This is a genomic window from Neobacillus drentensis (assembly GCF_021560175.1).
Classification (GTDB): Bacteria; Bacillota; Bacilli; order Bacillales; family Cytobacillaceae; genus Neobacillus; species Neobacillus drentensis_A.
This window is the reverse complement of record NZ_CP091110.1, coordinates 5,592,098-5,614,681: the sequence shown is the minus strand read 5'-3', so window position 1 is coordinate 5,614,681 and position 22,584 is coordinate 5,592,098. Positions and strand designations below refer to the sequence as shown.

Here is a 22,584-nt window from a genome sequence, read left to right as displayed (position 1 = left end):
CTTACATACATTAAAGAAAAGAGGTTTTCATTTTTTGAAAAGGGGTGTTGTCAATTACCACCATCCAAGAGATTTCCGAGGCTCTGACTGGTATGGATCATCCGCTTGCCCCCATCTGGTGCCAAAATGATATCATCAAAAAGAATAAAGCGATCAGTTTTGATTATTGGTTAGAAGATACCGGAATACCGATCACTTTAATGGATTTTGTGGAGCAGTATTTAGCGCATGCCGAGTATCTGGGGGAGATGTTTTCGTCTGGAATCGAATTAGATAATGGTTGATGTTACTGGAGAAGTGTTCAGCACTTCTCTTTTATTTTGGCAAATAAAAACGTTTTCTTAATAAAAAGTCCTACCTTTCTACGTATTTGCTTTAGTAAACTCCCACTTTTGTCGGATGGTTATTTGTCGGAAATTGCATTAATATGTCTATTGAAGTAAATAAAGGAAGGTAGGAAGTATAAAAAGTGAAGAAAAATTTAGTAACAGCAGCTGCAACCGCTGGGCTTGTTCTCACTGCTTTTGGAGCTTCAGCGAGTGCACAAGAACCAGCGTATACGGTCCGTCCAGGAGACAGCCTTTGGAAAATTGCTCATACAAATCATTTGTCTATTAATCAATTAAAAGAGTGGAATTCTCTTTCTAGTGATACAATCTATATTAATCAAAAACTCTCCCTTACTTACACAGTAAAAAAAGGTGATACCCTTTGGGAGATTGCTAGAGATAATGGTACAACGGTAAGTGAATTAAAACGTTTGAATGGAATGACTTCCAGTTTGATTCGGGATGGTCAGCAATTGAAATTAGCCGAAACGAGTCATAGTGATTCTTCTTATACCGTTCAAAAAGGTGACTCTCTTTCCGTTATTGGAGCACGCTTTAATGTAACCGTACCTCAGCTTAAATCTACGAATCATTTAAACTCTGATATGATTTATGCTGGGCAGACGTTAAATGTTAGTGGTGGTGGTGAGGTTACTAACACAACCACAGTGGCACCGCAAAAAACGGTGGAAACCGCTAAGATGACTACACCAACAGTGGAAGCGGCGCAACAACCGGCAACACCAGCTGCACCAGCAACGCCCGCAACGGAAGTAACACAACAAGTGCCAGCACCAAAAGCGGAGGTAACGCAGCCAGCGGCGGCACCAAAAGCGGAAGTAACGCAACCAGCGGCAGCACCAAAAGCGGAGGTAACGCAGCCAGCGGCAGCACCAAAAGTGGAGGTAACGCAGCCAGCGGCAGCACCAAAAGCGGAGGTAACACAGCCAGCGGCAGCACCAAAAGCGGAGGTAACACAGCCAGCGGCAGCACCAAAAGCGGAAGTAACGCAGCCAGCGGCAGCACCAAAAGCGGAAGTAACGCAGCCAGCGGCAGCACCAAAAGCGGAGGTAACGCAGCCAGCGCCAGCGCCAAAAGCGGAAGTAACACAACAAGCGCCAGCACCAAAAGCGGAGGTAACGCAGCCAGCGCCAGCAGCAGAAGCACCACAGCAAGCGGCGGCACCAACAGCACAGGCACCACAGCAACCAGCTGCACCAAAAGCGGAAGCAACCCAAAAACCGGCTGTAGCTTCAACTTCTCTTGTTGATGGAGTGATTTCGGAAGCGAAGAAATATATCGGCTCTCCGTACAAATGGGCCGGAAACACGCCAGCAGGATTTGATTGCAGTGGCTTTACTGTATACGTATTTAATAAAGTAGGAATCTCCCTACCACGTACAGCTGCAACACAATGGGATGCGGCAACACCAGTCAGTTCGCCACGAGTAGGGGATCTGGTCTTTTTTGAAACCTATAAAGTCGGACCATCCCATGTTGGCATCTATTTAGGAGACAACAAATTCATCAGCGCAGCATCAACAGGGGTAGTCATCTCTGATATGACCTCTTCTTATTGGAAAACTAGATACCTAGGCGCAAAATCACCATATTAATGGTGCCTGTCACCGTTAGCCCTACGAGCATAATGCTTGTAGGGTTTTTATGTATATAGGAACCGACCTGGGGTATGTCAGTGAGCATATTGTGCCCGTTCCCACAGAAAATACAAAATACGTCCAAAAGGTAACAAAAAGGATTTATTGTGCCCGTCCCGCCCAGAAAATCACTCGCATGGTCATAAAAACAGATTAGTGTGCCCGTTCCACCCGGAAAAACACTCACATGGTCACAAAAATAGATTATTTTGACCATTCCAACCAAACCGCACTCCACATGGGCAAAATTCATTCACCTCCATGCCTAACTTATCAGGTCTCATATCAACTACGTCTTAAGTCTGATACAAAAATCAAGCTCTAGCGCAATTATGGCAACAAACGAAAAAAGGTAAGATGATATCAAGATAAGAAAACAACTAAAAAAACAATTCCAAGGAGGAATTAACATGAAAAAATTTGGTTTAATTTTAGCTGGCGGGCTGGCTGCACTTATATTACTTCACTCGATTGGCCCGATTGTCAGCTTGTTGGTAAGTCTCGTGTTACTTTACTTTATCTTTAGACAGTTTCTTAAAACCGATTCTATTGCTTGGAAGATTGGTCTAGTCATTATTGGCTTAATTGTCCTATCTTCCACCATCCACCACATCCCAGCTCTAATCGGAGTGGCCGCAGCTTATGTCCTTTACCTCGTTTATAAAGAATGGAACAAGAGCAAAAAAACACCCAAAAACAAGGATCCATTTGTAAACTTTGAAAACCAATGGAACGAATTGAAAAAATAATTTTAAAAAAGGGAGAGAACTGACATGACAAACTTATTAACACGAATCAAAGATATCATTGTTGCGGATTTAAATGAGGCTCTGACTAAAAAGGAACAGCAGAACCCTATTGCTAAGCTCAACCAGTACCTGCGTGAATGTGAGCGGGAAACAGAGAAGGTTGGAGAGCTAGTAGGGCGGCAAGTAAAATTAAGAGAAGAATTTGGAAAAGAATATAATGAGGCCATAAAGCTGGCTGAAAAGAGAAAGCACCAAGCGGAGATTGCCTCCATTGCTGGGGAGACCGAGCTCTATCAATTTGCGGCCGCCGAGCAGCAGCACTACGATGAGAGGGCGCAGCGTCTGAAAGCTTCACTGACCCAAGTGACCGAGCAGCTTAGTGAATTGGAACGAAAGTATGAAGAAATGAAGCGAAGCGTGAAGGATATGCAAATCCGCCGGATGGAGTTAATGGGCAGGGAAAATGTAACCCGTGCTAACCTGCAAATGAACCAGGTTCTTGAAAATGATTCTTACGCTGATTCCTCCTACTCCAAATTTAAGGATATTGAGGGTTATCTCGATCGTTTAGAGCAGAAGGTGAAGAGTTCTTTCTTGAGCAGTACGATTGATGAGCGAGTGGAGCAGCTTAAGAAAAAACTAGAAAAGTAGGAAAAAGAAAAGCGGACTTGTGACAAAAGTCCGCTTTTTCGTTCATACACGAAGTATATTCTCCCCCCTCCTGCTAATATGATGGTAATGAAGAGGTGAGGACGATGAGTGTACATGTCGTTGGTACGGCTGAAAATCTGTGGTCCATTTCCGAAAAATATAAGGTTTCCATTTCAACCATTGTTCGTGTGAACGGGTTACCATCTACAACTGAAATTGTTCCAGGTCTTGCCCTGTATCTTCCTGACCAATCTCTGCCAACAAGAGCTTATCAAATAAAAGCAGGTGATTCCCTTTGGGAAATAGCGCAACGATTTAATTCCAACCTTTCCTTGATTCGTACAGCTAATCCGGGGATCAATATAAATAAACTTCACATCGGGCAGATTATTACCATTCCTTCTCCGACCAAATTAGCCATTCGGACGATTGGGTTTTTTGTTCCTTCAGGGCCTAACCTTTCCCTATTAGATTCCTTATCCAACCAACTCACTTATGTTGCGGTCGTGAACTATGCGTTTACCAATGAGGGGTACGCTTATGCTCAAATAGACGATACTGCCATTGTTACAAAGTGCAAGCAATTAAATATGACACCATTATTAATGATCCGGAACTATATCGCCAGTGGCTTTAGTGCCGAGCTGGCAGGAGGGGTCCTTGGGAATCCAGCCTATCGACAGAATTTAGTTGCTAGCATTGTCAATCTCACTATTAGTAGAGGGTTTGGAGGGGTGAGCCTTGATCTAGAATTTATCCCGCCGGCACGTCGTCATGATTTTACAATGTTCTTACAAGATTTAAAGCAGCAATTAGGGAATTTACTTTTACAAGTTAACGTTCACGCCAAGGCAGCCGATTTACCGGCCAATCGGATTGTCGGGGCGTATGATTATGCGGCAATTGGAAATGCGGTTGATTTGATGGCGGTTATGACGATGGATTATGGCTACCCAGGTGGACCGCCCGATCCGATCTCACCATATGGATGGGTAGAACAAGTGATTAAATATGCCATTACGCAAGTCAGCCCGCCAAAATTATTCATGGCGCTGCCGTTGTATGGCTATGACAAAGTGGCTGCTACTCATGCTACTCAAGGATTGTCTGTGCTCAATGCCCAAAATAAAGCCATTTCAGTGGGAGAATCGATTCAATATGACGAAACAGCGAAATCACCATGGTTTCGTTATTGGTCTGGCACCGAGGAGCACGTTGTTTGGTTTGAGGATATCCGCAGTTATCTGGAAAAGTATAAACTGCTTGATATTTACGGATTAGCCGGAACAACGTATTGGCACATCAGTTTGCCAGCACCTCAGCATTGGGCATTTTTAAATAGGAATGTAACGATTATAAAAAATCCGCTGTAGTTTTATGTTTTCATCAAAGTGGTATACAGGTGACTAACAATCGTAAATAATAAGCAAAACATAGGTACAAAAATTTGTTCCCGCTGTCCGCCTATTTTTCCATTTTGAAACCAAATAGGTTCGTGTTCGTATATAAATCAACCATTGATAAGAAATAAAGGTGATGAAGCAGTAATGGAAACAAGAGAAGAACTAGTGAATCAACTTTCCGTCATAGAAAAATGGGAAAAAGACCAGAGTGATTTGTGGATTTGGGAGCGGCTAGGCCGGCTTCCGTTTAAGCTTTTAGATAAAATAACTCCATCCTTCATTCACAATAAAGTGGGAAGCTTGCTTGAAGAAATCGGTTCTTATATCCAAACAGGCGGCAGCTATCTCATTAAAAAAGAGACGATTTTTAAAAAGGTAGAAAAAGAGATCGGGAAGCCGATCCACGATCTAGCAGATATCAAAGATATCCCGATAACGACTATGAATAAGGTGAGCCAAGAGCTTACCAGGCAGAGGAAGAAGTTCGCTGCCATTCAAGGGGCCAGCACAGGGATAGGCGGAATTTTTACATTGGCGATCGATATCCCCGCTTTAATCGCCATTTCCTTAAAAACACTGCAGGAAATTGCGATTATTCATGGCTATGACCCAAGCGATCAAGATGAGCGGGTGTTTATGGTTAAATGCTTGCAGTTTTCTTCAGCTGATATTGTTGGAAAACGAGCCATCCTTCATGAGCTCTCGATCTATTCAGGGCGAGGAAGCAGCTCGGATGAAACGATTTCTCAGCTGCAAGGCTGGCGAGAGGTTGTCTATACGTACAGAGATCAGTTTGGCTGGAAGAAGCTGTTTCAGATGGTCCCGATTGCAGGAATTATTTTCGGGGCGTTTACAAATAGGTCTATGATTCATGATTTAGCTGAAACTGGGATGATGTTATATGGAAAAAGAAGAATTCTTGAGCGGTTAGACCAGGTTTGATACGGGTAATAGAGGGTGTCCCATAAAAGTTAATACTTTTTTGGGACACCTTTTTCTATTCTTGATTGTCACGGTCGTTGTTGTTGCCAGTGACACTGTTTACCGCGTTGCTCGTAGCATCAACTGCTTTCATGGCAACATTCTCAGTCGTTTCTAAGGCATTGTGAACCGTTTCAAATGCAGAACCGGCCGTATTCTTTAAGCTGTCCGCAATACTGTTATTGTTTTGTTGATTTTCTTTATTATTTTGATTCGTCATAATTTGTCACCCCCTAAACAGAAATAGGATATGTAGTATTGGATTATTTATTCAGATAAAGATAGGGGGACATTTCCTACTTCTTAAGCAACGGGCGATTCTGAAGATACAACTCCATATCCTTGCTGCTTCCTTTAACAATCGCTTCAACTATCAGCTTCGCCAACAGCTGGCTGTATACGGTTCCGTTATCGCCAAAAGCAAATAGGAAATAGCTATTGGGGTATTCATCGTACACACTGATAATCGGAAGGCAGTCCACAGTCCCTCCATAAAAGGCGGCTAAATAGTATTCTGGTTTCACCTGAATAGTCGGAAACAGGTTATTAAATTCCTTGATCAGCTGATCCTTTTTATGCATCAGCTTACTATCCCGGTCGTCAGCATACGTTGTATTATCATCAAGTCCGCCAATAATGATTCGGTTGTCCGCTGTTGTTCGCATAAATAAATAAGGGCGGGCAGTTTCCCAAAGGAGTGTGCGGTTATACCATGTCGAAAAGTCATCGACTGGATTTGTAGTAACCGTATAGGTACTGACAAAAGAAGCCATTTTCTCTTTTTTAATATCGATTCCCTCATAGCCGGCAGTAAAAATCACATGGCGTGCTTTAATCGAGTGTCCCGTCTTGGTTGAAATGACCATCCGTTTCGCTTCCACATCATAATGGTGGCCATTCATTTCCGTATTTTCATAAATACGAACGCCTTTTTTTGCGGCATTATCCATCAAAGCATGAGTAAACTTGAAAGGATTCAGTTCGCCATCGTTGTAGGAATAAATCGCTGCTTCCCGGCTAAATGGATAATTTTTTTCGATCTCTTCCTTAGTCCAAAAATCGACCTCAACGTTTTGGGACTTTAAAAAATCATATTCTTTTTTTAGCTTGGCAACGTCGTCTTTGCTGCTAGCGGAATACAGGGTATCCCGGCGGGTAAATTCGCTGTCGATTTCGGCCGCTTTTGCTGCCGCCTCTATTTCGTTGATGGCTTCTTTTAATAATTGCAAATGACGCTCGATGTACGCTTGTCCGAAGGTATGGACAAGGTCGGTAAACATTTTTTCACCGGAATATTGAATTAATGCGGTATTGGTACTCGTACTGCCGCTTCCGATTGTTCCTTTTTCAATCGCGACGACATCTAAACCGGTGTCAGCTAGGTAATAGGCACACTGTGCCGCAGAGCTGCCGCCGCCAATAATACACACATCACAAGTGAGGTCCTCTTCAAGGACAGGATAGGATGGGGCGTCAGGAAAAGTGGTTGGCCAATAATAAGTTCCAGATTGTAAGTTCATGATGGATCCTCCTACTTTTTACATGGATACCATTACTATCTCCAATCCGTATTCTTTAGATGCAAAGGGACGGTTCTTCTGCTTATAAGAAGCAGAAGAACCGTCCCCGTGATTTTCCCGTGATTTTAATAAATGACAACCGGCTCATGTGTGCTGAGATTGTTATATACGGTTTTCATGATACTTGATGGTGTATTGACGCAGCCACCGGATCCTGCCTTTAAGTAGGCGGTGCTTGACCAGTTTGACCGCCAGCTGGCATCGTGGAACCCTTGGCCGCTGTTGGTGAATGGCGCCCAATATTGGACTTCCACCTCATAGGAACCACTGCCTACGTGAGAGCCCCTGAGGGTAGATGGTGTTCGTTTGTAAAGGATATACCAAACTCCTTTTGATGTATCTTCACCCGTGCTGTGTTTACCAGTTACAACATTCGTTGTAACGACTAATTTTCCGTTTTTGTAAATCCAAATCTTCTGTTCGGCAATTGATACTTCAGCATACGTATCGCCAATGCCATTATTTGAGGTCGTATTGTAACCGTAGCCTTCACCACTCCAGCCATGCCCGATAATAGCAGAAGCAGAAAGGGATTTCTCGCCCTTTTCGAAAGCGTCCTGAAGCTGAGCGGCTTCTTTGTCCTCATCTAATGCCCAGCCATAGCCTTCTCCTTTAACCGAAATGACTGAACCTGAATGAGTCTTGAATTGGAAATTTTTATCTAAAGTCGATTGAGTTTCATTAATTTCAGAAATCTTGTTTTTTAAATCAGTTGCATCAATGGAAACCTTTAAATCTTTTGTCACCGCAGCGCTTTTAATTAAATCGCTCGCTTTTAAGGAATAAACTTTGTCCTGTACCTTATAATCCACCGTTCGCTTTAGTAGTGCCTCTAGCTTATTTTTTTCCTCTTTTATGATTGGACTGTCTTCTTTGATTGGCTCGATATAGACAGGATTCAAATGGATATCACTTTTATATTCCTGTTTTTCATAGTCCTTTAATAGACTGGCAATCTCATATTGTTTTCCACTCACGCTTTTAGAGACGACGATTTTACCTTCTTCTAAATGAACTTCGGCATCTTGTGGCGCTTTTAAACTTTTGTTCATGGAAAGAAGCTTTTCTTCGACTTGTTTCTTCATTGTCTGGCTGCGATACTGATCCATTTTGCTTGGCATTAATGTATAGTTTTTCGCCTTAGAAGAAGGAAATAGTGTCTTTTGGTTTGCTAATAATTTTTTGACGGCTGGCAGATCCTTTTCTGTAAATTCCATTTTCGTATCTTGTCCATCTAAAATCTGCTGTTGCCCGACGTATACTTCGTTGGTTAAGACAGCCGTTTTTAATGTCTTTAGTGCCTCGTCAGCGGTTAGTCCACTGACTTTTATGTCATTAATCTTTATATTTGCATTAAAGTGGTTTGCCTGATAATAGTTGATACTGCCCAAAATAATGGCCAAGATCACGATGATACTTGGTGTGATAAACTTCCAGTTTTTGTACCATTTAGACGGTTTTACGCGTCGCCTATCAATTTCCACTGTTTCGCTTACTGAACTTTCCATAAAGATTCCCCCTCAACCGGTGACCCAGCAATCAACGTCAACCGACTTTACTTTTCGCCTTAAATCAAACATTACAATTATATTACAACATTCTTAAAATAACCTTAAATATTTATTACTTATTCTACTAAATTTTTTGGTAGACAATTGTCGTAATTTGTAAATGTGTGAAAATTTTTGTTTTGAAAAAAATAGGCTGGAACCTCCAGGTTATTAGGACTGATGATCGAATCAACTTACCAGTATTTATAGTTGAATCCAATCATCAGTCGTGGTATAGTAATACAGTCAATTAAATGACCGAAATACTAAAATGGTCAATTTGATGTACTTCTCATGGATACGGACCGCCTGCATGAATTTTTTTAACGGTCAATCAACAAACGTTTCTTTTTTTGCTTAAAAATGACCAAATGGCGAATTCAGTCAGAATGGTTGAAAATGATGAATGAGGTGAATAACATGAAAGCTTTCACATCGGTGAAAAGTGAATTTATGAGGATTCTTCGCACGCGCAAATTGCTAATCGCTATTATCGGTGTGATGACGATACCGGTGCTTTACAGCGGAACCTATTTATGGGCCTTTTGGGATCCATACGCTCATTTGGACCGAATGCCGGTGGCGATTGTAAATAGCGACCAAGGTGCGGCTTACAATGGAGAGAAGTTAACAATTGGTAAGGATTTAGTTGAGAATTTAAAGGAGAAAAAAAGCTTTAACTGGGAGTTTGTCAGTGCAGCGAAGGCCAAACAAGGCTTGAAGAAGCAAGATTATTATTTAGAGATCGAAATTCCGAAAGATTTTTCAAAAAATGCGACAACCCTGCAAAGTGATCATCCTGAAAAATTAAATCTGATTTATACCGTTAATGAAGGGAATAACTATTTATCATCGAAAATTGGCGATTCTGCGATAGAAAAAATAAAAGAAGAAGTGTCGAGTTCTGTCACAAAAACGTATGCCGAGTCTGTGTTTGATAATTTGAAAGATGTCGCAAACGGATTGAACAAGGCAAGTGACGGTGCTGGAGAGCTTCATAATGGTATTTCCGAAGCTAAAGACGGTGCTAAAAGTTTAAAAGATGGAATTACCACTGCTGGCAGTGGCGCAACAAAATTAGCGGATGGGGCAAAATCCGTTGATGATGGGGCCAAAACGATCAAGGGAAACCTTGAAGTTTTAGCTGAGAAGTCGGTTGCTTTTTCAGATGGAGTGGCTTCTGCTTCAGCTGGTTCTCAACAAGTTCAAACCGGATTGGAGCAATTTAGCACTGGCCTTACCCAAATGAAGGATGCCAACGCCAAGTTATTGACCGGTGCAACTCAAGCAGAAGCGGGCACCCAGCAATTATCGGATGGGTTAGCGTCTGCAGCTGCCAATATGCCTAGCCTGCAAACTGGTTCACAGCAGATACAAACTGGTTCTTCACAGCTCACTGCATCCTTAGATAAATGGAAAACAGGAGCTGACCAAACCAAGTCAGGTGCTGATTCTGTCAGCCTTGGTCTGCAGCAGCTGCTCGGGCAGGTAAGCAGCATGGCGGATCGTACAACTGACCCAACTGAAAAGGCACAATTGACTGCTTTAAAGGAAAGCTTGATGCAACTATCACAAGGCAGCCAGCAGGTCGCTGCAGGTGTTGGCGGGTTGTCGAGCAGTGCTGAGCAAATTAAGCAAGGCGCAGGTTCCTTAGCAGACGGTGCAGCCAAGTTGAATCAAGGTCAGGGACAATTGGCGGAGGGAATTAACCAATTGTCCGGCGGAGCAAAACAGGTACTAGATGGTCAAGGGCAGTTAAAGCAAGGTTTGGCCCAGTTTGGCTCTAAACTAGATGAAGCGCAAACAGGCTTCGGCCAAATTGTAAATGGCTCAAGCAGCCTGACATCTGGTTTAGGACAATTAGCGTCAGGCTCTACCCTATTGAAAAATGGAACCAATCAGCTTGCCCAAGGGGCGAATCAATTAGCTGCCGGTACCACATCGCTTTATACCGGTGAAAAAGATTTAACGACCGGAATGACCAAGCTTGCGGATGGTTCATCCGATTTAACGAGCGGAATGGCTAAGCTTGCGGATGGTTCAAAAGAATTGAGCGATCAATTGGATAACGGAGCGAAGGATGCCAGTGATGTCAAAGCGAATAACCGTGTATATGATATGTTTGCTAAACCCGTTAGCCTGAAGGATACCAAGATGAATCATGTTCCAAACTACGGCAGCGGCTTAGCACCTTATTTCTTGTCATTAAGTTTATTTGTCGGTGCGCTTATGTTGTCTGTTATCTTCCCAATGTTTGATCCGGCTGTCGAACCGAAGAGTGGATTTGGCTGGTTCATGGGAAAAGCCGGGGTTATTTTAGCTGTGGGGATTGGGCAGGCATTGTTAGCGGATGCCGTGTTATTGATGGGACTAGGGCTAGAAGTCAAGAGTGTTCCTTACTTTATTATGTTAAGCATTATTACAAGCTGGACCTTTATGGCGATTATCCAGTTCCTTGTTACAGCACTCGATAATCCTGGACGTTTCTTAGCTGTTATTTTCTTGATCTTGCAGTTAACAGGCAGTGCGGGAACGTATCCAATTGAACTTAGTCCGAATTTCTTACAACATATCAACCATTACTTGCCAATGACTTATTCTATTTCTGGTTTTAGGGCAGTCATATCAACCGGTGACTATGGATATATGTGGACTAATATCGGGCATCTTGCCATATTCTTTGTACTATTCTTAGCTGCAACATTAACATTCTTTATCACAAAGTTTAAAAGACAGATTGGGAGAACCGCTGAAGTTTAGAATGATCTAAAGACGGATTGGGGCAGTGATATCACTGCCCTTTTTGGCGGATAGGAAAGTGAATTATGATTTATTTACTTGGGTGTGGTAATATTATACAGAGACCTTTAGTAAAGGAATACAGATAACTCGAGTAGTACTCGGTTATCTGCTTTTTTTATACTAGGTTTTATTTTTATATTCAGGAGGATTGCATCATGAAAAAGTCAGTAAAGTTTTGCAAACGGTTTAATCCAAGCTTGGGGGTTATCTACTATGAACCATAGTGTGTACCTAAGTAAGGAATACTTTGTTCAACAGTTGGTTTATATTGATGAAAATATAAAGGAGCTAATTAACCTCTATCTTTCATCAACACCTGTACATGATCGGTTAAAGCACTTTTTTAATATCTACTTATTAGAAGTTGAGGAGCTTCTAATAAGCAATAAGCGTAAAAGTTCCATTTCTTTTTTTCCGAAAGTGTATATTGGTACAAAGGTAACCGTATGGTACGATGAGGAACATGAAACAGAGGATTATGTTATTTGTTTCCCTGAGCAAATTGATCCGGATTCGGGATATATTTCCTTTTTGTCACCGGTAGGCAGACAACTTCTCCTTAGGAAGATCGGTGAAAGTATATCGTTAAAAGTTCCAACTGGTGAAGTTTTGGTCACAATCAAAGACATTTCATATGTCGGCCACCTTTTAGATGCAGGGCAAGAAATAAAAGAGGCTTAGAAAACAGAAACGAAAGAGAAGCGTGAAAGAACCATTTCCAAGTTCTTCACGCTTCTTTTTGTTTTTACATGGCATTTCTTTTAAAAAAGTAATTTAACGGTCGTTATAATTCTAATTAATCCGACAGGGATATATAACTTTTATATGATAAAATGATAGAGGAAAAAAACGAAATAGGGGGGAGACCGTGTTTACTTTCATCAAACAAAAAGCAGTTCATCTATTTCCGGGCTATTTTGCGCTGGTAATGGCCACGGGGGCACTCTCCATCGGAACTTATTATCTTGGAATGGACTTGATTGCGAAGATTTTGCTCTATTTAAATACAGCGGCTTATATTGGTTTATGGATCTTAACGATTATTCGGCTGTTTTGCTATTTTCCTAGAATGGCTGCCGATTTAACGAGCCATACCGTCGGTCCCGGATTTTTTACGCTTGTCGCCGGAACCAGTATGTTTGGCTGTCAGCTTTTGATTATGACGAATCTTTATACGGCTGCCATGTATTTATGGGGGCTGGCGATTCTTTTATGGGTCGTGATTATGTATACCTTTTTTTCCGCGGTTACGATTCGCAAGGATAAGCCGGCGCTAGCCGAAGGGATTAATGGGGCATGGTTGATTGCGGCGGTCGCTACGCACTCAATCTCGATCCTTGGCACGCTGCTTGTGTCCCATATGGAGCGGGGGCATGATGTTGTCTTGTTTTTTACGTTATGTATGTATTTTCTTGGGTGTATGTTGTATCTCAACATCATCACGTTGATTTTTTACCGCTTTACCTTTTTAAAGCTTGATCATTCAGCCATGACACCTCCGTACTGGATTAATATGGGGGCGGTTGCGATTACGACGTTGGCAGGTTCTTCGCTCATTTTGAATGCCAAGTATTGGCCGCTGCTGGTTGAAATTACTCCGTTTTTAAAAGGCTTTACGTTGTTTTTCTGGATTATGGGTACCTGGTGGATTCCGCTGATGATTATCCTGATGATTTGGCGTTATCTGTATCATCGTTATCCTTTATCGTATGATCCGCAGTTTTGGGGAATGGCGTTTCCGTTAGCGATGTATACGACAAGCACCTATCAGTTGTCTAAGGCGCTGGGGGTTCCGTTTTTAACAGTGATACCTCGGTTTATGGTGTATGTTGCACTGGCTGCCTGGGTATTTGTGTTTTTGGGCATGATATACCACTTTGTATTTCATAGTATTCCTTACTCCAAGTCAGTGGGGCAGAAAAGCTTGTAGAGCGGCGTTTCTACAAGCTTTTTTAATCTCGTGTTTTCCATGCAGTAAGATCCGTTTATTCAAAAATTACTGAAGATACTGTGACCTATCATAGGTTATGAGCTTTTTAAGCCAAGAGGTGAAATAATACGAAGCATGGTTCTTTATTTTGACCGTATCGGCAACCGATTTACCGTGGCGGTCACAATACCAAGTTATTTGACCATATCGGCTACCGATTTACCGTGGCGGTCACAATTCTAAGTTATTTTGACCATATCGGCAACCGATTTACCGTGGCGGTCACAAATTCTAAGTTATTTTGACCATATCGGCATCCGATTTACCGTGGGGGTCACAATTCCAAGTTATTTTGACCATATCGGCATCCGATTTACCGTAGCGGTCACAATTTCAGGTTATTTTGACCATATCCGTCTCCGATTTACCGTGGGGGTCACAAATCTTAAGTTATATTTTGATCATTGGAACTGAAACCATTTCTAACGTGTTGAATATCTTGTGTAAAACCTAGGATATTAGAAACTGGCTGTTTTTGGAATAAATTAGATCATCTTGTTAATTACCCGGGAAATGTGAAGGGTTTTAGTGAAGTTTGTCGAATCGAATTTCTTTGAAAGATAAATATAAAATGTCAGTTTTTGAAGGGGATAAAAGAGTAGGAAATACCCATATCGGGTGGCGATACATGATATAATTTTATTAGAAATATATGGAATCATCTGTAAAGGGAGGTTTGATGGAATGAAATGGTTGAAAAAGTGTAAAGATCGACTTGCTGGGTTGACTGACGCCATTAGCCGTTTCCCTTTAACCACATTATTCTTGTTAGCCGCAGTCTTGGATAATGCCTATTCAATCAGCACGGAAAAGGATGATACGAAATTACTATTAACCTTTATCCTGGGTGCATTCGTTAGCTCCGTCACTCAAGTAGTCTATGAACGAATCTTTCCGAAAATTTCGTCTCGACTGGCGCTGATGGGAGCGGCGATCATTCTAACGGGTGGATACTACTTGATTGTTAGGCCGGCTCCAAATTTAAGTACAGAGATAGAAATTAGAACGGTTGTGGCCTTGTTTGCGCTGCTTTGGGCCTTTATCTGGGTGCCTGTAATCAAAAGCAGTAACAGTTTTAATAAAAGCTTTATGATAACCTTTAAGTCATTTTTTATTTCCCTCTTTTTCTCTGGAATTATCTTTGTTGGAATCGATATTATCCTAGTTGCTTTTAATGAGTTGATTTTTCAGATTGGTTATACGGCTTACCCGCATACAGCGAATGTTATCTTTATTCTTTTTGCACCATTGTATTTCCTATCGCTTATTCCTAATTATTCAAGGGCGAAGGACAACAGCATTGATCAAGCTGCACATTGTCCGAAGTTTCTAGAAATCCTGCTATCTTATATCCTAATCCCATTACTAGGTGTGTTTACGCTCATCTTAGTAGTTTATATTTTCAAAACCATTGGCGGGGCCTTTTGGGAGGATAACCTGCTGGAGCCTATGCTCGTCTCGTACGCTATTACGGTTATTTTGCTTTATATCTTAGTTAGTGAACTTGAGAATAAGTTTACGGCTTTTTTTAGAAAAGTCTTCCCAAAGGTACTCATCCCGATTGTGCTCTTTCAGATAGCTTCATCGCTCATAAGTCTAACGGATACAGGCATTACACATACCCGATATTACGTTATTTTATTTGGTCTATTTGCCATTATTGCTGGTGTTTTATTAAGCTTTTTACCTGTATGGAAAAATGGCGTGATTGCCGCCTTGTTAATTATTTTTTCGGCTATTTCGATTATTCCTCCAGTTGATGCGTTTACCATCAGCCGAAACAGTCAGATTTCCACGCTTGAAAATGAGCTTTTAAAATATGATATGCTTGAAAATAATCAGATTAAGCCTAACAAGACAGTCTCAGAAAAGGATAGAGAGATTATTACCGAATCGGTTCATTACTTAGACCAAATGGGCTATCTAAAGGGAATTCACTGGATACCGAAAAATTTTAATGTTTCTGATGATTTTGAGGATACGTTTGGCTTTCGTGAGTATCAAGCGTCAGGCGTGGAAAACCAATCCGTTTACCTGACGGTTGAGCCACCTATGTCGATAAATATTGAGGGTTTTGATCGATTTGTTCAAACTGATCTTTATCCCTTCGACCATAATGGTGAGAAGGAAATTAGTCATTTTAAAAAGAAAAGTAAAACTTTTTCCTTGTTGAAAGAAACAAAAGATAAACGGAGCGATTTGAAAGTAGCGGACCAAAACGGTAAAGAGCTTATCAGATTCAATACACAAGAGATCTTTGATAAGTTTGATGATTATCAGGCTGATAAAGGGACGATTAAAGCAGAAGAAGCCACATTCACAAAGGAAAATGACCGTGCCAAGATAACGATTGCGGTCCAAAATGTTAGCATTGAGAAGCAAACAAAGCAGAACAATGCGGTTGTGTTTGTTTTTGTTCAAATTAAATAGATTTAGGTCCCTCTCATTGAAGAGGGATTTTTTTTTTAAAAAAGTCAGGTAAATAGATGGAGTGAGTATAGGAAAAAAGAATTGTTTCTAAAAACAGCGGTCAAAAAAGGTTTAATATTCTCGAATTTTGTCGTAGAACGTAACAAATGAGGAAAGGGGGTGAGATGTTGCACTTCCGATCGTTTATTATACCTGCTCTTATGGCGGGGGCCGCTCTATTTCTGCCAAACCAAGCGTTTGCCGAGAAACATGAGCCCAGCGGACAAGAGAATGCCCATGTGGCAGAGGCACAGCCTTCTTTGAAACAAGCTACTAAAGCTGTGAGTCAGGGAAACGTCCCTTTGAAACCTCAACAGGTAAATACTGTTATGGAAAAAAAGGCTGCGGTACCAGCACCTGCTAGTAATGCAAAAGGTCTGGCTGTACAGCGTGGCCTGAAACAAGCGGTTTCACCAAAACAAACCGTACGATCCAAAACCTTGCCGTCTCAGGCTGTCCAACGAGGCGCGAAACAAGCGGTTTCTCAGAAACAAATCCCAGGCCCCAAAACCTTGCCGTCTCAGGCAAATGGTAATGGATATGGCCATTCAGCCATCAAGAACGAAGAGAAGCCCACTGTTGTAAACACCGTGCAGGAAGAAAAAAATCAATCCGTAACGGATCAACCTCTTAAACAAGCGGATAGTGCTGTTGAGAAAAGAACGGCAGCTCCAAAAGAGCCAGTTCCCGTTTCAGTGGAGATGAAATCTAAGAAGGTCAAGCGTATGGAGCCTGCTGCACCAGTGCCAGTAAAGAAAAAGGTTCCGGCAAGTAAAGAAGAACTTCCGACTGTCGATCAGTCTTTGAACCCAGCACCGCGTTCTAATAGCGGCAGCGGCGGCCAGTCGAATGACCGCGTTAGCCAGGGCTTACATACGATTAGCTTTTTGGAAAAGTGGTTTGAGTGGAACAAGCACTATGAAATAAAGCTTGTTCAGCCGTTTCTTTCCCGCTATAACCTAAAGCACCACCAATGGGTAAATGCACCGCCATCACCACCGCCGCAGACAGCTCCTTTTTTAAAAACCGTTACCCGCAGCTAAAGCCTACGGAATACGCAAATTAAAAGGAGCGAATTATAAAATGAAACATTATTTAAACCCTAGTAAAGTGATGAAATCTTTCGTATTAGCTGGAGCTTTGTCAGTTGGAGTTTTTGCAGGAGGTCATTTTACCCTAGCGGCTGGACCAGACCATGCTAAAGCAGGACATGCTGTTCAGGTTAAAGCTACTGTAAAGGCAAATGGGCAGGAAAAGCATATTTCTAAGCCTGTTGTTACTGTTAAGCCAGTGGTAAAAGAAGTGAAGGTTCAGCAACCGAAAGCTGAAAAAGTGAACAAATCTCAAGCAAGCGTGCATGCAAGTGCAACAGCTAAGCAGCATGCAAATCCGAACTCAGCAGTTCTTGGGAAGGTCGGTAAAACGGAAGAGACTGTAACGAAGGAAGTTCCGGCTCAACAACCAGTCGTGGAAGTAAAGGATGAAGCTAAACCGGTTGTTACTCCAGTAACTCAAACGACTGAACCTGTAACGGATGTTGAAAAGGAAACTGAAAAGGTTGAAACTCCTAAAACAGAAGACGAAGCTATTAAAGTTGAAACTCCTAAAACAGAAGATGAAGCTATTAAAGTTGAAACTCCTAAACAAGAAGATCAAGTGTCTGTGAAAGAGGACGAAAAGTCAACTGAAGTGGAAGCTAATCTAGAAGCTAAATCCGAGGAGAAAGAAGACGCTGATAAAGATGATGATGCGGATTCTAAAAAAATCGTTAAAGACCAGGATGCTGTGGTGAAAACGAAAGAGGAAGAAGATGCAGAGTCAGCTTTGGAAGATGTTGAAAAAGAAGATGCCGAGTCATCTTTAGAAGAAGTGAAAACAGAAGCTAAGGTAAATCCTTCCGCTGCTAATAAAGCAAAATCTCAAGCAAGTGCGCATGCGAGTGAAACAGCAAAGGCTCATGCCAATGAACATTCTGCTGTACTAGCTGGTGAAGCAGTTACTGAAGATAAAACTGCAGTTGTAACTGATGAAGTTTCTGAAGATAAAGCTGGAACTGAAGAAAAGCCTGAAGCAACTGAAGTGGAAGCAGACAAAGAAGCAGTAGTAGCTCCAGAAGTTAAAGCTGAAGATCAAATCACTGCTGAAGAAAAGCCTGAAGCAACTGAAGTGGAAGCAGACGAAGATGCAGTAGTAGCTCCAGAAGTTAAAGCTGAAGATCAAGTCACTACTGAAGAGAAGAATGAAGCAACTGAAGTGGAAGCAGACAAAGAAGCAGTAGTAGCTCCAGAAGTTAAAGCTGAAGATCAAATCACTGCTGAAGAAAAGCCTGAAGCAACTGAAGTGGAAGCAGACGAAGATGCAGTAGTAGCTCCAGAAGTTAAAGCTGAAGATCAAGTCACTACTGAAGAGAAGACAGAAGCAACTGAAGTGGAAGCAGACGACCAAGTTGTAACTGAAGAGGCAGTTAAAGAATAATTTATAAAGTAAGGAACCCCTTTCGCTAGTGTGGAAGGGGTTTTTGTTCTTCATAAAAGCACTTTACATAAAGTAAATATAGAAACAGCTAGTTATATAAAATAAAAATAAGAAACGACCCTAATGGCTAGAATAAGCAAATAGAAAGGGGAATGTCTAAGATGGATTTAACAATTAATTGGAATGGGAAAATGGCTTTTGCAGGCACAACTCCTTCCGGCCATGAAACCAAATTGGATGCCGCTCCGGAGGTCGGTGGAGAAAATACGGGAGCAAGACCGACCGAGCTCCTCCTCCAGGCCGTTGCAGGCTGCACCGGAATGGATATTATCTCCATTCTCCATAAAATGCGTCTCGAGCCCAGTTCCTTTCAAATAGATGTGGAAGGCGAACGGGCAGAGGAGCATCCCAAACGATTTACCAACATCAATCTCCATTATGCCTTAGATGGGGAATTACCGGAAGACAAAGTCATCCGTGCCATTCAGTTGTCTAAGGACAAATATTGCTCCGTTTCTCATACCTTAAATGCTGAAATTACGGTTAGCTACTCCATTAATGGGGTTAAAGGGGAAAAGGCGATATAAGGTTTAAAAGTAACTGCCTTAGTTATGGCAGTTACTTTTATAAATACTTGTTTATAACCCTGAAGGAGAACCCCAAATTGGTTTTTGACAGATAAGAAGTGTTCATAACCCCCGAAGGAGAACCCCAGATTGGTTTTCGACAGATAAGAAGGGTTCATAACCCCTGAAGGAGAACCCCAAATTGGCTTTCGACAGATAAGAAGGGTTCATAACCCCTGAAGGAGAACCCCAGATTGGTTTTCGACAGATAAGAAGGGTTCATAACCCCTGAAGGAGAACCCCAAATTGATTTTCGACAGATAAGAAGGGTTCATAACCCCTGAAGGAGAACCCCAAATTGGCTTTCGACAGATAAGAAGGGTTCATAACCCCTGAAGGAGAACCCCAAATTGATTTTCGGCAGATAAGAAGGTTTTATAACCCCCGTAGGAGAACCCCAAATTGGTTTTCGACAGATAAGAAGCAATCATAATCCTCCAGAAAAACAACTTGTACCCTACAACAGATAACACCCTAACCCCACAAATGAATTTTAGATTAAATAAAAAAATTAGTTATTGACTCCCTGCATGAAAGCGGTTATATTTAAGTCATAATAATAACGTTATATAACGTTATAAATAAAAAGGAGAGAATCAAATGAATCCAGTAAACGTCATTAACACGATCCATTCTCAAACTGAACAAGGGATTACTGAGGTATATTTAGTAGCATGCGGGGGGTCGCTGGTGGATATGTATCCAGCAAAATACTTCCTTGAGAGCGAAGCTAGAAAAATAGTAACTGGCTTATACACAGCCAACGAGTTTGTTCATGCGACACCAAAACGGCTGAACAAAGATTCACTCGTGATTGTATGTTCACATGGCGGAAACACACCAGAATCTGTTGAAGCTGCAAAAGTAGCAAAAGAGCACGGTGCTCATACCATTGGTTTAACGCATAACAATGAAGCAGCGTTATTAAGCTATTCTGATCAAGCCTTCGTATATGAGTGGGGCGCGGACACCGATGTGAAAAATAACCCAATGGCGATTATCTTAGAACTTGTAGTCGAAACCCTTAACGTGACAGAAGGATATGCACACTACGAGGCTTTCCAAAATGGAATCGGAAAAATCAACGGCATCATTAAGAAGGGCGAGCAGCAAGTAGCTGAAAGAACAAAGGAATTTGCGGATAAATACAAAGATGAAGAGTTATTTTATATCTTATCGAGCGGTGCGTCTTACGGACATGCTTATGGATTCGCTATTTGTTCTCTAATGGAAATGCAATGGCTGAATGCAGCATCTATTCACTCAGGCGAGTACTTCCACGGACCATTTGAAGTAACCGATAAAGAAACTCCATTTATTTTATTAATGAACGAAGGCCGCACACGCGCATTAGATGACCGTGCAAAAACCTTCCTTCAGCAGTACGCTGAAAAGGTAGAAGTGGTTGACGCGAAAGAATTGGGAATCAATACGATTGCCGATGAAGTGGTCGAATTCTTTAATCCAATCCTGTTCTACAGCATTATGTGTGTCTACCGTTCCGCATTAGCAGATGTTCGAAATCATCCATTAGAAACTCGCCGTTATATGGGGAAAGTATCTTACTAAATCGAGGGTGAAACGTTATGATGAAGGTTTTAGGTATTGGCGATAATGTAGTAGATAAATATGTTCATATTAAAACGATGTATCCAGGTGGAAACGCAGTAAACTTTAGTGTCTTTGCGAAAAAGTTAGATGTCGAAGCAGCGTTTATGGGGACCTTCGGTGACGATTCAGAAGGGGAGCACGTTGAAAAGGTACTAAAGGAGCTCGAAATCGATTTATCTCATTGCCGGCACTTTAGCGGGGAAAACGGCTGTGCCCGTGTAACCTTAGAGGATGGTGACCGCATCTTTTTAGGGAGTAATGCAGGCGGAGTCACCCGTGAAAACCCGCTTCAGTTGACGAAAGAGGATATCGAGTATATCAAGGGATTCTCGATCATGCATACCGGGTTGTACAGCCATACTGGCCATATTTTAGAACCATTAAGCACCCTTGGTGTACCGCTGTCCTTTGATTTTTCCGATGATTTTCAGCAAGAAGAAATCGACCAGAACATTCCTTTTGTTGACTATGCTTTCTTTTCTTGCAGCCACCTGTCGCATAACGAGACGGAGCAATTTTTAAAGGCAAACCGTAAGAGGGATGGTCAAATTTTAGTTGCTACTCGTGGAAGCGACCCAGCGATTGCTTTTGATGGTGAACACTACTACTACCAAGCACCAGATTATGTAAAGGCAGTCGATACGATGGGCGCAGGGGATTCGTTTATTACCGCCTTTTTACTGCACTTTTTAAAAAATAAAGATATAGCTGAATCCATGAAGGAAGCTGCTGCCTTCGCAGCGAAAAGTTGTTTGGTAGAAGGCTCATTTGGGTACGGTGTTCCCTATTAATTCCTTGTGTATAGCGAAACCTTTGCTGCCCTTCTGTTATAATGATGATATAACGTTATAAACAAGCGGGGGTAAACGATGTTAAACGCGGACCATCAAGAACCATTATATAGACAATTAAAAAAGGCGATCCAGGCTGCTATTTTAAATGATACGTATCAGCAGGGTGAAAAAATTCCTACTGAACCGGAATTAAGTGAGCAGTATAATGTCAGCCGAATCACGGTTAGAAAGGCCGTGGAAGAGTTGGTGAAGGAAGGATACTTAGTTAAACAGCAGGGTAAAGGGACATTTGTCAGCCTTCCTAAAATAGATCGGAAAATTGAACACGTCATGGGGTTTACTGCGGCTTGCCAGGCCAATGGTTTTACTTCCCACAGTGAGGTAACGAAAACAGAAGTAATGAAAGGGGACGCTGATCTTCGCAAGGCTTTACAGCTGGAGAAGGACGAAAAGGTCTTGTATATTCAAAGGAAAAGATTTGCCGGTGATAACCCATTAATGCTGGAAAATAACTATTATCCTTATAATCGCTATTCCTTTTTAGTGGATGAGACATTGGATGGCTCCCTCTATGATTTATTGCGGGAAAAGTACGAAATATTCCCTACTCAATCTGGAAAAACCACACTGGAAATCGCGTTAGCAGATGAGGAACAGGCCCAGTTGCTCGAAACAAGCATTGGGAAGCCATTATTCTTTATGAATGCCGTTATTTATGATCAGCATGGCCGCCCTGTCCACGCCGGGAAGCAGTACATTATCGGAGATCGCTATCAATTTACTTTATAGTAAATTGAATAGTTTCGCCCTTTTCCATAACGTTTCATATCGTTATGGAAAAGGGCGGTTATATACAGCTAATGACAGCGCTTTTATTATAATCGCCGATAAATGGTTGAAAAGCGCCGATAAATTC

At 41.8% G+C, this 22,584-nt stretch carries 19 protein-coding genes; 16 read left to right on the top strand and 3 right to left on the bottom strand.

The annotated features are described in order from the left end of the window. Positions 1-47: 47 nt before the first annotated feature. The 6 genes from L1999_RS26635 (at position 48) to L1999_RS26610 (ending at position 5,732) form a co-directional block, all read left to right on the top strand. A complete protein-coding gene (locus L1999_RS26635; protein WP_235741276.1) occupies positions 48-284 on the top strand; it encodes a hypothetical protein in 237 nt (78 codons plus the stop codon). Between the two features lie 185 nt (positions 285-469). Then, positions 470-1,945, top strand: a complete 1,476-nt coding sequence (locus tag L1999_RS26630) for a C40 family peptidase (protein ID WP_235741275.1) — start codon at positions 470-472, stop codon at positions 1,943-1,945. A 452-nt stretch (positions 1,946-2,397) separates the two neighbouring features. Next, positions 2,398-2,736: a lmo0954 family membrane protein gene (locus tag L1999_RS26625; RefSeq protein ID WP_235741274.1), complete on the top strand. Its 339-nt coding sequence runs from the start codon at positions 2,398-2,400 to the stop codon at positions 2,734-2,736. Between the two features lie 24 nt (positions 2,737-2,760). Next, positions 2,761-3,387 carry a PspA/IM30 family protein gene (locus L1999_RS26620; protein ID WP_235741273.1) on the top strand — a complete coding sequence of 209 codons (627 nt, stop codon included), beginning with the start codon at positions 2,761-2,763 and terminating at the stop codon, positions 3,385-3,387. A 104-nt stretch (positions 3,388-3,491) separates the two neighbouring features. Beyond that, a complete protein-coding gene (locus L1999_RS26615) occupies positions 3,492-4,760 on the top strand; it encodes a glycosyl hydrolase family 18 protein (RefSeq protein WP_235741272.1) in 1,269 nt (422 codons plus the stop codon). 174 nt (positions 4,761-4,934) lie between these two features. After that, positions 4,935-5,732 (top strand): EcsC family protein, encoded by a 798-nt coding sequence (locus L1999_RS26610; protein ID WP_235741271.1) that lies wholly within the window; start codon positions 4,935-4,937, stop codon positions 5,730-5,732. A 55-nt stretch (positions 5,733-5,787) separates the two neighbouring features. Here the strand turns inward: L1999_RS26610 and L1999_RS26605 are convergent, their stop codons facing one another. The 3 genes from L1999_RS26605 to L1999_RS26595 all read right to left on the bottom strand — a co-directional run bounded on the left by L1999_RS26605 (position 5,788) and on the right by L1999_RS26595 (position 8,859). Next, entirely contained in the window at positions 5,788-5,991 is a 204-nt protein-coding gene (locus L1999_RS26605) for a hypothetical protein (RefSeq protein WP_235741270.1), read from the bottom strand. Between the two features lie 76 nt (positions 5,992-6,067). Beyond that, positions 6,068-7,291, bottom strand: coding sequence for an NAD(P)/FAD-dependent oxidoreductase (locus L1999_RS26600; RefSeq protein ID WP_235741269.1), 1,224 nt, complete (start codon positions 7,289-7,291; stop codon positions 6,068-6,070). A gap of 125 nt (positions 7,292-7,416) precedes the next feature. Then, a complete protein-coding gene (locus L1999_RS26595; protein WP_235741268.1) occupies positions 7,417-8,859 on the bottom strand; it encodes a L,D-transpeptidase family protein in 1,443 nt (480 codons plus the stop codon). Between the two features lie 462 nt (positions 8,860-9,321). Between L1999_RS26595 and L1999_RS26590 the strand changes: the two genes are divergently transcribed. The 10 genes from L1999_RS26590 (at position 9,322) to L1999_RS26545 (ending at position 22,457) form a co-directional block, all read left to right on the top strand. Next, positions 9,322-11,661 (top strand): YhgE/Pip domain-containing protein, encoded by a 2,340-nt coding sequence (locus L1999_RS26590; RefSeq protein ID WP_235741267.1) that lies wholly within the window; start codon positions 9,322-9,324, stop codon positions 11,659-11,661. A 255-nt stretch (positions 11,662-11,916) separates the two neighbouring features. Continuing rightward, positions 11,917-12,384 carry a GreA/GreB family elongation factor gene (locus L1999_RS26585; protein ID WP_235741266.1) on the top strand — a complete coding sequence of 156 codons (468 nt, stop codon included), beginning with the start codon at positions 11,917-11,919 and terminating at the stop codon, positions 12,382-12,384. A 187-nt stretch (positions 12,385-12,571) separates the two neighbouring features. Beyond that, a complete protein-coding gene (locus L1999_RS26580) occupies positions 12,572-13,633 on the top strand; it encodes a tellurite resistance/C4-dicarboxylate transporter family protein (RefSeq protein WP_235741265.1) in 1,062 nt (353 codons plus the stop codon). A 744-nt stretch (positions 13,634-14,377) separates the two neighbouring features. Beyond that, complete coding sequence (locus L1999_RS26575; protein WP_235741264.1) at positions 14,378-16,123, top strand: DUF4153 domain-containing protein; 1,746 nt, start codon at positions 14,378-14,380, stop codon at positions 16,121-16,123. A 164-nt stretch (positions 16,124-16,287) separates the two neighbouring features. Beyond that, complete coding sequence (locus tag L1999_RS26570; protein ID WP_235741263.1) at positions 16,288-17,205, top strand: hypothetical protein; 918 nt, start codon at positions 16,288-16,290, stop codon at positions 17,203-17,205. Between the two features lie 40 nt (positions 17,206-17,245). Next, the gene (locus L1999_RS26565) at positions 17,246-18,637 is read left to right on the top strand and encodes a hypothetical protein (RefSeq protein WP_235741262.1); all 1,392 of its coding nucleotides are present in this window, start codon (positions 17,246-17,248) and stop codon (positions 18,635-18,637) included. A gap of 161 nt (positions 18,638-18,798) precedes the next feature. Further along, complete coding sequence (locus L1999_RS26560; protein WP_235741261.1) at positions 18,799-19,224, top strand: OsmC family protein; 426 nt, start codon at positions 18,799-18,801, stop codon at positions 19,222-19,224. A 639-nt stretch (positions 19,225-19,863) separates the two neighbouring features. Then, entirely contained in the window at positions 19,864-20,832 is a 969-nt protein-coding gene (locus L1999_RS26555) for an SIS domain-containing protein (RefSeq protein WP_235741260.1), read from the top strand. Between the two features lie 17 nt (positions 20,833-20,849). Next, on the top strand, positions 20,850-21,665 hold the full coding sequence (locus L1999_RS26550) for a fructoselysine 6-kinase (protein ID WP_235741259.1): 816 nt from the start codon (positions 20,850-20,852) through the stop codon (positions 21,663-21,665). A 78-nt stretch (positions 21,666-21,743) separates the two neighbouring features. Then, positions 21,744-22,457: a GntR family transcriptional regulator gene (locus L1999_RS26545; protein ID WP_235741258.1), complete on the top strand. Its 714-nt coding sequence runs from the start codon at positions 21,744-21,746 to the stop codon at positions 22,455-22,457. Positions 22,458-22,584: the final 127 nt, after the last annotated feature.

Excerpts from the sequence above, each read along its gene's own strand:
- L1999_RS26575 (WP_235741264.1), top strand. The coding sequence starts at position 14,378 with ATGAAATGGTTGAAAAAGTGTAAAGATCGACTTGCTGGGTTGACTGAC.
- L1999_RS26560 (WP_235741261.1), top strand. The coding sequence starts at position 18,799 with ATGGATTTAACAATTAATTGGAATGGGAAAATGGCTTTTGCAGGCACA.
- L1999_RS26595 (WP_235741268.1), bottom strand. The coding sequence starts at position 8,859 with ATGGAAAGTTCAGTAAGCGAAACAGTGGAAATTGATAGGCGACGCGTA.
- L1999_RS26625 (WP_235741274.1), top strand. The coding sequence starts at position 2,398 with ATGAAAAAATTTGGTTTAATTTTAGCTGGCGGGCTGGCTGCACTTATA.
- L1999_RS26620 (WP_235741273.1), top strand. The coding sequence starts at position 2,761 with ATGACAAACTTATTAACACGAATCAAAGATATCATTGTTGCGGATTTA.
- L1999_RS26545 (WP_235741258.1), top strand. The coding sequence starts at position 21,744 with ATGTTAAACGCGGACCATCAAGAACCATTATATAGACAATTAAAAAAG.
- L1999_RS26550 (WP_235741259.1), top strand. The coding sequence starts at position 20,850 with ATGATGAAGGTTTTAGGTATTGGCGATAATGTAGTAGATAAATATGTT.
- L1999_RS26605 (WP_235741270.1), bottom strand. The coding sequence starts at position 5,991 with ATGACGAATCAAAATAATAAAGAAAATCAACAAAACAATAACAGTATT.
- L1999_RS26565 (WP_235741262.1), top strand. The coding sequence starts at position 17,246 with ATGAAACATTATTTAAACCCTAGTAAAGTGATGAAATCTTTCGTATTA.
- L1999_RS26555 (WP_235741260.1), top strand. The coding sequence starts at position 19,864 with ATGAATCCAGTAAACGTCATTAACACGATCCATTCTCAAACTGAACAA.
- L1999_RS26585 (WP_235741266.1), top strand. The coding sequence starts at position 11,917 with ATGAACCATAGTGTGTACCTAAGTAAGGAATACTTTGTTCAACAGTTG.
- L1999_RS26610 (WP_235741271.1), top strand. The coding sequence starts at position 4,935 with ATGGAAACAAGAGAAGAACTAGTGAATCAACTTTCCGTCATAGAAAAA.
- L1999_RS26600 (WP_235741269.1), bottom strand. The coding sequence starts at position 7,291 with ATGAACTTACAATCTGGAACTTATTATTGGCCAACCACTTTTCCTGAC.
- L1999_RS26615 (WP_235741272.1), top strand. The coding sequence starts at position 3,492 with ATGAGTGTACATGTCGTTGGTACGGCTGAAAATCTGTGGTCCATTTCC.
- L1999_RS26590 (WP_235741267.1), top strand. The coding sequence starts at position 9,322 with ATGAAAGCTTTCACATCGGTGAAAAGTGAATTTATGAGGATTCTTCGC.
- L1999_RS26570 (WP_235741263.1), top strand. The coding sequence starts at position 16,288 with ATGTTGCACTTCCGATCGTTTATTATACCTGCTCTTATGGCGGGGGCC.